Below are 14,377 nucleotides of genomic sequence, written 5' to 3' on the forward strand. Positions count from 1 at the left end.
TGAGCTGGGGTTTTTGCGTTTGGCGCGCCGGATGAATTTGTTGAAACCCCATGGACCGATTCCATGGGGTTTCTGCGTTTGGGGCTGATCGCCCGCCCGCGCCCGTCGTGCCGGCTTCTCCCCAAGACTGTCAGGATTCTCGCCAGTTTGCACTGTTTCTATCTGGATGCGAAAGGGCGGCTTGCAAGCCCTCCCGTTGGCTTTGCCTGAGCGAGTACCGTACTCGAACCGGGTCACCTGGCGGCGCTCGGGCTTGGCGACCATCGGCGAGGCGGCTGCGGGTAGGCTGATGCCGCAATCATTGCTACCGTGGGCGATTTTTGCAAAAATGCGCGGCAGACGTTTTATGCAATGCATATTATTTGAAATGTCAGATAAATTCCTGAGGCGGGAGTCTTGAGTAAATTCAAAGGTGGCGAGTGGCTGCTGTTTGGTGCTATCTGGCTGATTTGCGCCCTTCTGGTGCTGAGCCAGTGGGGCATGGGGGAGTACCGCAGGCTGCAGGATGGTTTTGAGTTGGCTGCGCATCAGGCTTATGCCGGCGTGGCGCGCAGGCTGGACCAGAACGAGTCGGTGCTGTCGGCGATCGATGCCTTGCTGCTGTCGAGGGAGCCTTTCGATGCTCCCGCATTGAGCGCATTTTCACGGGAAATGCTGCCACGCTACCAGCAGTTGTACGCTATAGAGTTCTTCCGCAATGTGACTGCCGAAAATCGCGCGTCCTTCCTGCGCGAGATGGAAACCCGTTTCGGCGAAACCTTCTATATCCGCGATTTCGACGTGATGGGCAAGCGTAGCTGGCAGCCGGCGCCGGTGCGCCAGCAATCGCTGGTGGTGTCGATGATAGAGCCGGATTTGCCTGCGGCCAGCCCGGTGTTCGGCTACGACGTGCTAGGCGATCCCCATTTTGCCCCGGCGCTGCGCAAGGTCCTGCTGAGCGGGCAAAAGGTATCGTCCCGTCCGTTTGATTTGTATGACGGTGGCGGGCGCGCCTACATGCTGATGCAACCGCTGTTTCGCCAATCGGCCGCCGAATCCAGAAGGACGTCCGTTAAGCGGGAGCTGGCCGGAGTGGTCGCGCTGGTGGTGTTTTGCGACAAGCTGTTGCAGCTGCCGGTGGATCAAAGCCTGCCGGGCAGCCTGGATCTGTCCCTGCTGCCGAAGGAGGGCGATGGCAGCGAACCGTTGTACGAGCGCTTGCACCGCTTCGCCGAGCACGATTGGTGGCCGGTGGTGACGCGGCTGGAATTGCGCCTGCCTTTGAACAGCGAAGCTCAGCCCTTCGTGTTGGGTGTGGCGCAGGATGTGCGCCTGAATGATCTGGCCCTGCTGCCGCTCTTGCTGAGAGAGCTGTTCATCACCTTGTTGCTGGCGGCCGGCGGCCTGATCTATAAGCAGCGCATGGCTCTGCGGCGCGAGCGCAGCCAGGCTGACGAAGAGCTGTTTTTGCAGAGCGAGCGGGCATCGGTAACGCTCAGCGCCATTCATGACGGCGTGTTGATCTTGCGGCAGGACCGCTGCATAGAAATGGCGAATCCCATGGCCTTGCAGCTGGTGGAAATGCCGAGCGAGGAAGTGTTGGGGCAACCCTGCCACGAGGTGTTCCGTCTGCTGGGGGAACTGGCGTCGGAGTTTGCCGAGGACCCGATCAGTGAGTGCTTCCGCACCGGCCTGTCGGTGGAATTGCCGGAACGCATGCAGTTGACCACCGCGCGCGGCAAAGTGCATTTTGTCGAGGGCGGGGTGGCACCCTTGTTGTCGCGCGATGGCGTATTGATAGGCGTGGTGTGCGCCTTGCGCGACATGGGGCCGTTGCGCCAGCGCACGGCGGAGGCGCTCGAAGCCAGTGAAACCCGTGTGAAGGAGCATCTGGAAAAGCTGTCTCATGTGGCGCGCCTGCATACCATGGGCGAGATGGCGTCCGGCATCGCGCATGAGCTGAATCAGCCGCTGACCGCGATTTCAAACTATTGCCAGGCGGCGATGCAGTTGCTGGACGGCGTTGAAGACGTGCCTCCGCAAGTGAATTCAGCGCTCAAGCTGGCTGTGGCCCAGGCGGGCAGGGCGGGGGAAATCATCAAGCGGCTGCGGGCATTGGTCAGCAAGCGGGCGATCGAGACTCGGCTGATCGACGTGAACCAGGTGGTGGGCAATTGCATGTTCCTAGTGGAGTACGATCTGCGCGAGCGCGGCATCGAAGTGGTGCAGTTGTTGTCCGGCTATTCGATTCCGGTGATGGCCGACAGCATCCAGCTGGAGCAGGTGGTGCTGAATCTGTTGTCCAATGCGATGGATGCGTTGAAGGACGAGCCGGCGATGAAGCGGCATGTGATCGTGCATACCCGGCGCGAGGGCAAAAAAGGAATACTGGAGGTGCGCGATACCGGCCGCGGCATCACGCCGGATCTACTGGAAGTGCTGTTCCATCCCTTCTTCTCCACCAAGCCTCATGGAATGGGCCTGGGACTGTCGATCTGCCAAACCATCGTCGAGCAGTACGGCGGGTTGATTTCGGCGGAGAACATTCCAGCCAGCGGCGCCTGCTTCCACATCGAGCTGCCGCTGGCACTGCAGGCCGAGCGCCAACTGACTTAGCGGATCCCGGCAAGGCGGTGCGCCTTGCCGATGGCGGGCTGGCTAGACCGGCTGGCGTTGCAGCGCGCTGGTCTGGGTCCGTTGCGCGCGCTCTTCGCGCGGGGTGATGTTGAAGTGGTTGCGGTAGGTGCTGGAGAAGTGCGGGCCGCTGGAAAAGCCGCAGGCCAGGCCGATCTGCACGATGGACTTGCTGGTTTGCTGCAGCAGTTGCCGCGCCCGGCTCAAGCGCAACTCCAGATAGTATTTTGATGGCACCGTGCCCAGGTATTGCTTGAACAGCCTTTCCAATTGGCGTCGGGAGACGCCTACATAATAGGCGATGTCGTCGGTCGACAGCGGTTCCTCGATATTGGCTTCCATCAGGCTGACCGCCTCGGTCAGCTTGGGCTGGCTGCCGCCGATGCGGGTGGCCAGCGGGATGCGCTGTCTTTCGTTGCCGGGGCGTATCCGCTCCATGCTGAACAGTTCGGATAGCTGGGCGATGAATTCGTGGCCTTGCTGTTTGCCAACCAGATCCAGCATGAAGTCGAAAGTGGCGGCGCCGCCTGCGCAGCTCAGGTAGCGGCCTTCGCTTTCGTACAAATTGGACGTGACGATCACATCGGGAAATTCTTCGGTCAGCCGCGAGATTTCGCGCCAGTGTATGGTGGCGCGCTGCCCTGCCAGCAGGCCGGCGCGGGCCAGCCAGTAGCTGCCGCAACCCAGGCCGCCCAGCGTGAGCTTGTCGGTGTTGCAGGCCGAGATGCCCTTGCTCAGCTCTTCGAGCGCAAACTCGTTGCCTATCTCGTCGGCCAGGATCAGCAGGTAGTCCAGCTTGGGGGCGTAGGACAAGGGCAGGTCCACCGCCAGCTTGACGCCGTTGGATAGCTGCACCTGGCTGCCGTCCAGCGACAGCAGCAGGGTTTCGTACAGGCGTTTCTCGGCCAGCAGATTGGCGTGGGCGAGCACCTCGGACGCGGCGGCGAAGTCGGCCATCGAGGCGTGGGGCAGAAGCAGGAAGCCAAAGCGCAGGGCTTTGCCGGTTTGGGGCGGGTGACCCATGGTGTGATTGTCTGTACTCGGGTGGCAAAAAGACCGCCATGCCGGGAGACCTGGCATGGCGGCGTATCTTGCCGTGCATTGTACGATTTATTTCCGTTGGCAGGCAGAAGAATTGCTGCCGGTCGCTATCGTTTACTGCCTTATTGCTTTCTGGGAGCGAGGAAAGCCAGGTAACGCCGCTCGGCCCGCTTCATCAGCCAGACCAAGGCGAAGGTCAGACCCAGGTAGATGACAGCCGCGGTGAGAAAAGGCTCGAACGGCATGTAGCTTTCGCTGTAGATGCGGCGCGCCACGCCGGTGAGGTCGGCCAGCGTCACCAGGCCGGCGATGGCGGTGCTCTGCAGCATCATGATCACCTCGTTGCTGTAGGCCGGCAGCGCGCGGCGCAGCGCGGACGGCAGCACGATGCGGCGCAGCATCAGCCACTGGCTCATGCCCATGGCGCGGGCGGCTTCTATCTCTCCCCAGTGGGTATTGCGTAGCTGGCCTGCGATGATCTCGGTGGTGTAGGCGGCGGTGTTTAGCGTGAAGGCCAGGATGGCGCAGACATAAGCGTTCTGCAGATACTGCCAGGCCCAGCTGTCGCGCACCCAGTCGAATTGCGCCAGGCCGTAGTAGATGATGAACAGCTGCACCAGTAGCGGCGTGCCGCGGAAGACGTAGCCGAACAACCAGACGCCGCCGGACAACAGGCGGTTTTGCGCCACGCGCGCGATGGCGAGAGGGATAGCCAGCGCCAGCCCCAGCAGCAGCGACACGCTCAACAGCTGCAGGGTGAGGATCAGGCCGTCGCTGCTGGCCAGCATCGGGCCGCCGTCATGGGCTCCGAAGAACTCCGGGAGCCGTTCGATAATAAGCTTCGGGTCGATCATAGACCGCTCTCCTTGGTGCCCATCGAATAGCGCCTTTCCATCCAGGCCAGCAGCAGATTGGAGAGGCCGGTGACGATCAGGAACAGCAGGCCGACGATGATGTAGACGTCGAAGGGTTGCTGGGTGGCCGATTTGGCGGCGTCGGCGCGGTACATCACGTCATTGAGGCCGATGACGGAGACCAGTGCGGTGGACTTGACCAGCACCAGCCAGTTGTTGGAGAAGCTGGGCAGCGCGAAGCGCACCATCTGCGGCAGGGTGATGCGGAAGAATACCCGCAGCGGACTCATGCCGTATGCCAGTCCGGCCTCCATCTGCCCCTTGTTCACCGCCATCATCGCGCCGCGGAAGGTTTCGGTCATGTAGGCGCCGAAGATGAAGCCCAGCGTCAGCACGCCGGCGACGAAAGGGTCGATGTCGGGGCTTCGCCAGCCCAGATAGCCGCAGACGTCGTTGAGCAGCATCTGCGCGCCGAAGAACAACAAGAACATCCATACCAGGTCGGGAATGCCGCGCACCACGGTGGAGTAGACCTCGGCCAGCAGCGTCAGCAGCCGCGACTGGGCGGATTTGAACAGCGCGCCTACCAGACCGAGCGCGATGGCAACCGCCAGTGCCGAGCCGGCCAGTTTCAGGGTGAGCACCGCACCTTCGAGGATGCTGGGTAAGTAGCCTTGCAGAAACATGAAGCAATCTCGAAAGAGGGGATTGCAGGCGCAGGCGCGCCAGGATGACAGCGCCTGCCCGAGATGGGGTGCCGGTATCAGCCGCCGTATACGTCGAAGCTGAAGTACTTGTCCTGAACCTTCTTGTAGCCGCCGTCCTTGCGCACTTGGTCTATAGCCTTGTTCAGGCGGTCGGCCAGCGCCTTGTTGCCTTTCTTGACGGCGATGCCGGCGCCCAGGCCGAAGTATTTGACCTCGGAGTAGTTGGGGCCGACAAAGGCGTAGCCCTTGCCCTGCGGCGTCTTGAGGAATTCGCCCTCGCCGACGGCGCCGTCGACGAACACCGCGTCGACGCGGCCGGATTTCAGGTCGAGGAAGGATTCAGGCGACTTGGCGTAGGAGACGACGCTGGCGCCGTTCTTGCCCCAGAAGTCCTTGGCGAACTTTTCCTGGGTGGAGGCGCGCAGCACGCCGATCTTCTTGCCCTTGAAGCTGGCGGCGTCTACCTTGGTGCCTTCCTTGGCTACCAGGCGGCTGGCGATATTGTAGTACTTGTGGGTGAAGTCCACCGCCTTCTGGCGTTCCGGCGTGATCTGCATCGACGAGATGATGGCGTCGAACTTGTTGGCGTTGAGCGCCGGGATCAGGCCATCCCAGTCCTGCGGCACGATCTGGCAGGTGACCTTCATCTCCTTGCACAGCGCATTGGCCATGTCGATGTCGAAGCCCTGCGGCTTGCCGTCGGCGCCTTGCTTGGAGAAGGGCGGGTAGTTGAGGTCGATGCCGAAGCGCAGGGTTTCGGCCTGGGCGGACAGGGAGGCAACCAGGGCAAAGCTGGCGCTTGCGATCAGTGCTTTTTTCATGATGTTGCTTCTGCTTCTCTATTTTCGGCTGGCTGCGCGACGCGCGCGGCTGCCGGCTTGTAAACCCCGCACCGGAGGCAGCGTTATTGTTCCGATCCGGGCCGTCTTGTGTTTATTGGCGGCCAAGGGACGCCACTTTCTGCAACATCAAGTGGCGGAATTGGTCAATCCCCATAAGCAAGTGCGCACATTCTACCTTACTTTGATATGAAAATGGAAATATCATAAAAAACAGCAAGTTACGCATGGTTTGTTGGATTGTCTACAATGTCCTCTGCAATGGTCTTTGTGTAACTGCTCGTCGCTTTGCTGTAAGGTATCGCGTGGATTCCGGGCCGGCTTATGCTTGTGGCGTACCCTGTTTGGAATGGGGTCAATCTGTTTTATGTAAGACTATGTCGCATTAAGGAAATCCCGGGCGGGTAGTGCTATCTACAATGCCCCGACAACCTCCCTGCTCACAACAAGAGAAGCTAAATGTCGCTTACCAACAAGACCGAACTGGCAAGCCTGATCGCAGATATTCAGGCTGTAGCCGAGAGCAAGCTTTCTTCCAAGGAGACCCAAACACTCGCCGCCTTCTTCCCGATCTACTTCGAAGAGACCGAACACGCCGACCTCAGGCAGTTCTCCTCGCTCGATCTGTTCGGCGCAGCCATGGCGCATTACGAGTTTGCCGGCAAGCGCAGCGCCGGCCAGGTCAAGTGCCGCATCTACAATCCCGATTTCGAGCGTGACGGTTGGCAAAGCACCCACACCGTGATCGAAGTGGTCAACGACGACATGCCGTTCCTGATCGATTCGATCACCATGCTGCTGTCGCGCTACAACCTCAATTTGCACCTGTTGGTGCACCCGGTGCTGTCGGTTGGCCGCGACAAGAGCGGGGCGCTGCAGGCAATCAAGCGCACCGAAGATCGCAGCCTGCCGCTGGAATCGCTGATCCATGTCCAGATCGACCGCATCAGCGACGCGGCATTGCTGCAGCAGCTGGAAACCGAACTCAAGCGCGTGATGGCCGACATCCGCCTGGTGGTCAGCGACGAGCCGAAAATGCGCGAAGTGCTGGCCGACATCGGCAAGGACCTGGCCAAGCTCAAGGGCGAGCGCGCCGCGGAAGCCAAGGAAGCCGTGGCCTTCCTGGAGTGGATGGCGGCCCGCAACTTCCTGTTCATGGGCTATTGCGACTACGATCTGGTCCGCCGCGACGGCAAGGACAGCTTGAAGATCGTCAAGCATTCCGGCCTGGGCATCCTGCAGGACCAGGGCGACAAGGAATACTCCGCCAGCTTCGAGCAGCTGCCGCAGGAGTTGCGCGAACTGGCGCATCTGCCGCAGCTGATCATCCTCAACAAGTCGCAGACCCGTTCCATCATCCATCGCCCGGCCTATGTCGACTTCGTCGGCATCAAGCGCTTCAATGACAAGGGCGAAGTGCTGGGCGAGCGCCGCTTCCTGGGCCTCTACACCGCCAGCGCCTACCAGATGTCGCCGAAGGATGTGCCCATCCTGCGCCAGAAGGTAGCCACCGTAGTCAAGAACTGCGATTTTGTCGACGACAGCTACAAGTCCAAGACCCTGGGCTTCGTGCTGGAAAGCTACCCGCGCGACGAGTTGTTTGAAATTCCGGCCGAGGTGCTGGGGCCGATCTCTGAAGGCATCGTCAGCCTGCAGGAGCGCCCGCGCGTGCGCCTGTTCGTGCGCAGCGACCGTTACCACCGCTATGTGAGCAGCCTGGTCTACGTGCCGCGCGACAGCTTCAGCACCGAAGTGCGCCTGAAAATAGAAAAAGTGCTGATGAACGCCTTCAACGGCAGCAGCGCCGAATTCAGCGTGCAGATCGGCGACGGCACCCTGGCCCGCGTGCACTACATCATCCGCACCAACGCGCCCAAACTGCCTGACTTCCACGAAGCCGACATCGAGGCCGAAATCGCCCGCTTGGTGCGCGGCTGGTCGGAAGAGCTGCATCAGCAACTGGTGGAGTCGCACGGCGAAGAGCGCGGCAACGCGCTGTTCAACCGCTACAAGGACGGCTTCCCGGTGGCTTACCGCGAAGAGTTCGCGGTGCGCAACGCGGTGCTGGACGTGCTGCATCTGGAAGGCATCAACGCCGGCGAGCCGCTGGCGATGAAGCTGTACCGCCCCTTCCATCGCGGCGGCGCGGCGTTCAACCTCAAGCTGTTCCGCGAAAGCGAGCCGATGGGCCTGTCCGCCAGCCTGCCCATCCTGGAAAACATGGGCGTCAAGGTGCGCGACGAGCATCCGTATTGCGTCAAGCGCGCCGACGGCACCCAGGTGTGGATCAGCGACTTCGGCCTGGACGTGGGCAGCTTCGGCGAGCAGATGGCCCGGGACCAGGTTCAACAAGACTTCCAGGAACTGCTGTCGCAAGTGTTCGCCAAGCGTTGCGAAAACGACGGCTTCAACCGCCTGGCGTTGGTGGCCGGCCTGGATTGGCGCGAAATCTCGCTGGTGCGCGCGCTGGCCAAGTATCTGCGCCAGGGCGGCCTGACCTTCAGCCAGGCTTACCTCGAGCAGTGCGTGGCCAACTATCCGGCCATCACCCGCAGCCTGGTGGAGCTGTTCTTCGCCCGCCTCGATCCGCAAGCGCATGACGACGAAAAGGCCGAGCTGCTGCTGGCAGCGGTGCGCGGCATGCTGGACGGCGTGGCCAATCTGGACGAGGACCGCATCCTCAATGGCTTCCTGACCGTGATCCTGGCCACCCGCCGCACCAATTTCTGGCAGAAGGGCACCGATGGCGAGTTCAAGTCCTACATCTCGTTCAAGTTGGAAAGCAACCAGATCGCCTTCCTGCCGCAGCCGCGGCCGATGTTCGAGATCTGGGTGTACAGCCCGCGCGTCGAAGGCGTGCACCTGCGCGGCTCCAAGGTGGCCCGCGGCGGCCTGCGCTGGTCCGACCGGATGGAAGACTTCCGCACCGAAGTGCTGGGACTGGTGAAGGCCCAGATGGTAAAGAACTCGGTGATCGTGCCGATGGGCTCCAAGGGCGGCTTCGTCGGCAAGCAGCTGCCGGCGCCGTCCGACCGCGAGGCCTTCCTGGCCGAAGGCATCGCCTGCTACAAGATCTTCATCTCGGCCCTGCTGGACGTGACGGACAACCTGGTGGCAGGCCAGATCATTCCGCCCAAGGACGTGCGCCGCCTGGACCCGGATGATCCGTACCTGGTGGTGGCCGCCGACAAGGGCACCGCGACTTTCTCCGACATCGCCAATGGCATTTCCGAATCCTACGGCTTCTGGCTGGGCGACGCTTTCGCCTCCGGCGGCTCTGCCGGCTACGACCACAAGGGCATGGGCATCACCGCCCGCGGCGCCTGGGAGTCGGTGAAGCGCCACTTCCGCCATCTGGGCATCAACACCCAGGAGCAGGATTTCAGCGTGATCGGCATCGGCGACATGGCCGGCGACGTGTTCGGCAACGGCATGCTGCTGTCCGAGCACATCTGCCTGAAGGCGGCGTTCAACCACCTGCACATCTTCCTCGATCCGACCCCGGACGCGAAGAAGAGCTTCGCCGAGCGCGCGCGCCTGTTCAACCTGCCGCGCTCCAGCTGGACCGACTACAACCGCGAGCTGATTTCCAAGGGCGGCGGCATCTTCGAGCGCTCGGCCAAGTCCATCCCGTTGTCGCCGGAAGTGAAGGCGTGGCTGGAGACCGACAAGGACCACATGGCGCCGAACGAGCTGATCCATGAAATCCTCAAGGCCAAGATCGACCTCTTGTACAACGGCGGCATCGGCACCTACGTCAAGGCGTCGACGCAGAGCCACGCCGACGCCCGCGACCGCGCCTGCGATCCGGTGCGCGTCAACGGCAACCAGCTGCAGGCGCGGGTGGTGGCCGAAGGCGGCAACCTGACCTGCACCCAGCTGGGCCGCGTCGAGTTCGCGCTGGCCGGCGGCCGCATCGCCACCGACGCCATCGACAACTCGGCAGGCGTGGATTGCTCCGACCACGAGGTCAACATCAAGATTCTGCTGGGCGCGGTGATGCAGGCCGGCGACATGACGCTGAAGCAGCGCAACGAGCTCTTGGCCGAGATGACCGACGAAGTGGGCCATCTGGTGCTGCGCAACAACGTGCTGCAGACGCAAATTCTGGCGATCAAGCGCCAGGAGGCGCCGGCGATGCTAACCACCCATGCGCGCATGATCGCCCACATGGAAAAGACCGGCGAGCTGAACCGCGAGATCGAATACCTGCCGTCGGAAACCCAGATCAACGAGCGCCGCCTGGCGCGCCAGGGTCTGACCGTGCCGGAAATCGCGGTGCTGCTGGCCTATAGCAAGATCTCGCTGGACCAGGCCATCCTGGCCACCGACCTGCCGGACGACAGGGACTTCCTGCCGGTGCTGGTCAACTACTTCCCGAAACCGCTGCAACAGCGCTTCGGCAAGCAGATGGAACAGCACCAGCTGCGCCGCGAGATCATCTCCAACCAGCTGGCCAACCAGATCATCAACCGCATGGGCACGACGTTCGTGTTCCGCATGCAGGAAGAGTCGCCGTTCTCCGCGGCCGATATCTCCCGCGCATGGTGGATCGCCAGCCGCGTGTTCAACGCGGAAAGCCTGTGGGGCCAGATCGAGGCGCTGGACAACAAGGTGCCGGCCGACCAGCAGATGCAGCTGATGGTGCTGGTGCGCACGCTGGTGGAGCGCGTCACCCGCTGGGTGCTGCGCAACAAGCGTCCGTTCGGTTCGGTCAACGCGGTGATCGAGCAGTACGCCGCCAAGGTGCAAGGCCTGCTGGCGCAGTTGCCCAAGCTGGTGCCGTCGGCAAGCTACCCGGCGGTGGCCGCGCTGGAGCAGCGCATCGCCCACGCCAATCTGCCGCAGGCGCTGACTCAGGTGCTGGCGCGCCTGGAGTTCGCGGTGCCGCTGATGGACATCATCGAAATCAGCGAAGGCAGCAAGCTGACGCTGGAGCAGATTGCCGCCAACTATTTCCAGCTGGGCAGCGCCTTGCAGCTGGACTGGCTGCGCGACGCCATCACCAGCCTGCCGCGCGACAACCGCTGGCAGTCGCTGGCGCGCTCGGCGCTGCGCGACGACCTGTACCGCGTGCATTGCAACCTGGCTCGCCAGGCGCTGCTGGACGGTGAGGCAACCGAAGCCTTCGCCGTGAAATGGCTCGAAACGCGCCATGCCGCGGTGGAAGTGTGCGGCCAGATGTTCGCCGAGCTGCAGTCGTTCAGCGCGCTGGATCTGGCGATGCTGTCCGCCGGCATGCGCGAGTTGAACAACCATCTGCTGGCATGATCTTGCAGCGGTGATGTCCCGGCTGCGGTGTCGGGATGACAAAACGCCACGAGCTTGCTCGTGGCGTTTTTTATTGCGGCTACTTGTTGCGAAATTGCAAGTTATTGGAATTTAATTTTATTAAAAATCAGTTTTTTGTTTTTAAATGTCATTTTTCTTGTGTATGTTGGCGGATTGCGATGTTTGGCTGTGGCAGCGGCCGGCAGCGGACTGTCAACATAACAATGGAGCAAGTCAATGAAACTGATTCCGCTGAGCCTTTGCTTGAGCGTTACGCTGGCGCTGGCCGCCTGCATGTCCGATTCTTCTTCCGTGGCATCCAATCGCGGCGAAAATAATGACCAACAGGTGCCGAGCGGCGCGCCAGTGGCAGTCAAGCTGATCGCCTTCAATGATTTCCATGGCAATCTGGAGTCTCCCGGTATGCTGACGGTGCCGGACCCTGCCAATCCGGGCAAGACCATCAAGGTGAATGCCGGCGGCGTCGATTATCTGGCGGCCTGGGTGAAGTCGCTGCGCGACAAGTCGCCCAACACCGTGGTGGTGTCCGCCGGTGACCTGATAGGCGCCAGCCCGCTGGTATCCGGCTTATTCCATGACGAGCCGACGATAGAGGCGATGAATCTGCTGGGTCTGGACATCAACGCGGTGGGTAATCACGAATTCGACGACGGCCAAGCTGAATTGCTGCGGATGCAGAACGGCGGCTGCAAACCGGGCTCAGCCACCACTTGCCAGAACGGCGGCAAGTTTGTCGGCGCGAAATTCAAGTTCCTGGCCGCCAATGTGCAAAAGCCGGATGGCGGCACGCTGTTCCCGGCCTACGAAATCAAGAAGTACGGCAATATTCCGGTGGCTTTCATCGGCATGACCTTGAAAGGCACGCCGGAAATCGTCTCTCCCACTGGCCTCCAGGGCCTGAACTTCAAGGATGAAGCCGATACCGTCAATCAGTTGATACCCAAGCTGAAGCAGCAGGGTGTGGCGGCGGTGGTGGTGGTGGTGCACGAGGGCGGTTATCAGTCAGGCAGCTTCAACGATTGCAATGGAGTCTCCGGTCCCATCGTCGACATCGTGGGCAAGCTGGACAAGGCGGTGGGGCTAGTGGTCACCGGCCATACCCATCAGGCCTACAACTGCGTGATAGACGGCCGCCGGGTGACCAGCGCCAAGAATTACGGCCAGTTGTTCACCGAGATAGATTTCAAGCTGGATCCCGCGACCAAAGGCTTTGTGCCGGGATCGATTCAGGCAGCCAACCGGCTGGTAGGCCAGGACATCGCGCCGCGCGCTGAAGTGACCAGCCTGATCAAAATCTATCAGTCTCTGGTGGCTTCCATCGCCAACCGGGTGGTGGGGCAGGCGGCAGGCGCCTTGACTCGCGGGGTTAACGCGGCTGGCGAATCGACGCTGGGCGATGTGATTGCGGATTCCCAGCTGGCGGCTGGCCGGGAGCAGGGCGCGGTGGCTGCCTTCATGAATCCGGGCGGCATCCGCGCCGACATCGCGCCGGCGGCTGGCGGCGGCGTCAGCTACCAGCAGATCTATACCGTCCAGCCTTTCGGCAACACCATGATGACCATGACGCTCACCGGCCAGCAAATCGACCAATTGCTGGAGCAGCAGTGGAGCAATCCGACCCAGCCCAAGATCCTGCAGGTGTCGGCCGGCTTCAGCTATGAGTGGAGCCAATCGGCCCCCGCAGGCAACAAGGTGGATATTTCCAGCATCAAGATCAATGGCGTGGCGATTGATCCGCAGGCGGCCTACCGGGTGCAGGTCAACAACTTCATCGCTGGCGGCGGCGATGGTTTCACTGTATTGACCAAGGGGGGCAACCGGGTGGGTGGCGTGGTGGATGTGAATGCGCTGGAGGACTATTTCCAGACAAGGCCGATGGTGGCGGTGCCGCAGTTGAACCGCATCATCCAGCGGCCCTGAGCGCCGCTCAGAAGAAGTCGATCTGCCCGCTCAACTGCTGAATTTCCAGCGCGCCGTCGGCCACCAGTTTCTCGTAGCCGCAGACCTGGTTGCGGCCATGGCTCTTGGCGTAGTAGAGCGCGCGGTCGGCCTGTTCCACCAGTTGGCCGGGCAGCAGGGCGGGGTGGATACGGGTGTAGCCTATGCTGATGGTGACGTTCTGGACCTGGGGAAAGGCGTGGCGCGCCACCTTGATACGGAAGCGCTCCAGCGCCATTTCCGCCTGCTCGATGTCCGAACCCCGCAGCAGCAGCGCGAACTCCTCGCCACCGTAGCGGAACAGCCCGTCCTCTTCGCCGAAGCTTTGCTGCATCAACTGGGCCAGCAACAGCAGCACCTCGTCGCCCACCATGTGGCCGAAGCGGTCGTTCACGCGCTTGAACATGTCCACGTCCAACAGTGCAAGGATGTAGGGGTTCTGCGGGGTCTGCGGATGTTGCAGCGAGGCGATCAGGCTGTAGAAGCGCTGGTCGAACTTGCGGCGGTTGTGCAGCGCGGTCAGCATGTCGCGGTCGGCTTCGAACAGCAGGCGCAGGAAGTTCTCGTGTATCCGCGCCATCGCTCTGAGCATGGCGTGATTGGCCTGGAATTGTGAAGTATGGATGATCAGCAGCGAGGCGATGCTGCCCATGCAGCGCAGCGGCATGCAGATTCGGCCGGGGGGATGGTGGAGGCTGTCGTCGCCTGCCGGCTGGTCGAGCAGGTCGTGGAGGACGGTGGGCGGCTGCTGCCAGCCATCGTCGGATGTTTCGCTGATGACGGGTTTGCCGGGGCTGGCACTGGCTTCCAGCCGCCGGCGGATGTAGGGCGTGTTGTTGACCCAACGGCAGGCGAACAGCTCTACTCGTTCGACGTGCATGACCTCTATCAGGGTTGAAAGCAGGCTGGACTCCAGCATTTCCTGCTCGCGCTGCGATGTCAGCTCGACTAGGTTGTCGAGAATCAGCTTGCTTTCATTCTGATCGGGAAGCGGTGTCTGCATCATAGGGAGACTCCTGGACGGGCGGCGCTTGGTTTGGCGGCGCCATCGCATTCCCGATTATAGGCAAGCGCCCACCCCTGTGGGGAGGGG

General features: G+C 61.8%; 9 protein-coding genes. 3 read left to right on the forward strand and 6 right to left on the reverse strand.

The window, feature by feature from the left end; all coding sequences use genetic code 11:
• The first annotated feature begins 396 nt into the window (after window positions 1–396).
• Complete coding sequence (locus BI347_RS16950) at window positions 397–2,595, forward strand: ATP-binding protein (RefSeq protein WP_239690937.1); 2,199 nt, start codon at window positions 397–399, stop codon at window positions 2,593–2,595.
• Between the two features lie 42 nt (window positions 2,596–2,637).
• Here BI347_RS16950 and BI347_RS16955 read toward each other — a convergent pair whose 3' ends face one another.
• The 4 genes from BI347_RS16955 to BI347_RS16970 form a co-directional block, all read right to left on the reverse strand.
• Window positions 2,638–3,636 carry a GlxA family transcriptional regulator gene (locus BI347_RS16955; RefSeq protein ID WP_071113990.1) on the reverse strand — a complete coding sequence of 333 codons (999 nt, stop codon included), beginning with the start codon at window positions 3,634–3,636 and terminating at the stop codon, window positions 2,638–2,640.
• A 140-nt stretch (window positions 3,637–3,776) separates the two neighbouring features.
• Window positions 3,777–4,508 carry an ABC transporter permease gene (locus tag BI347_RS16960; RefSeq protein WP_071113989.1) on the reverse strand — a complete coding sequence of 244 codons (732 nt, stop codon included), beginning with the start codon at window positions 4,506–4,508 and terminating at the stop codon, window positions 3,777–3,779.
• Window positions 4,505–5,194: an ABC transporter permease gene (locus tag BI347_RS16965; RefSeq protein WP_071113988.1), complete on the reverse strand. Its 690-nt coding sequence runs from the start codon at window positions 5,192–5,194 to the stop codon at window positions 4,505–4,507. Before BI347_RS16965 ends, BI347_RS16960 begins: the two co-directional genes overlap by 4 nt.
• 77 nt (window positions 5,195–5,271) lie before the next feature.
• Window positions 5,272–6,036 carry an ABC transporter substrate-binding protein gene (locus BI347_RS16970; protein ID WP_071116542.1) on the reverse strand — a complete coding sequence of 255 codons (765 nt, stop codon included), beginning with the start codon at window positions 6,034–6,036 and terminating at the stop codon, window positions 5,272–5,274.
• A gap of 477 nt (window positions 6,037–6,513) precedes the next feature.
• Between BI347_RS16970 and BI347_RS16975 the strand changes: the two genes are divergently transcribed.
• Window positions 6,514–11,325: an NAD-glutamate dehydrogenase gene (locus tag BI347_RS16975; protein ID WP_071116543.1), complete on the forward strand. Its 4,812-nt coding sequence runs from the start codon at window positions 6,514–6,516 to the stop codon at window positions 11,323–11,325.
• 101 nt (window positions 11,326–11,426) lie between these two features.
• Here the strand turns inward: BI347_RS16975 and BI347_RS24705 are convergent, their stop codons facing one another.
• Window positions 11,427–11,702, reverse strand: coding sequence for a hypothetical protein (locus tag BI347_RS24705; RefSeq protein WP_239690938.1), 276 nt, complete (start codon window positions 11,700–11,702; stop codon window positions 11,427–11,429).
• Here BI347_RS24705 and BI347_RS16980 point away from each other — a divergent pair.
• Entirely contained in the window at window positions 11,692–13,266 is a 1,575-nt protein-coding gene (locus tag BI347_RS16980) for a bifunctional metallophosphatase/5'-nucleotidase (protein ID WP_239690939.1), read from the forward strand. The two genes, BI347_RS24705 and BI347_RS16980, sit on opposite strands and share 11 nt — an antisense overlap.
• 7 nt (window positions 13,267–13,273) lie before the next feature.
• Here BI347_RS16980 and BI347_RS16985 read toward each other — a convergent pair whose 3' ends face one another.
• The gene (locus BI347_RS16985) at window positions 13,274–14,290 is read right to left on the reverse strand and encodes a GGDEF domain-containing protein (protein ID WP_071113984.1); all 1,017 of its coding nucleotides are present in this window, start codon (window positions 14,288–14,290) and stop codon (window positions 13,274–13,276) included.
• Window positions 14,291–14,377 lie beyond the last annotated feature (87 nt).

This window comes from Chromobacterium sphagni (assembly GCF_001855575.1).
GTDB lineage: Bacteria > Pseudomonadota > Gammaproteobacteria > Burkholderiales > Chromobacteriaceae > Chromobacterium > Chromobacterium sphagni.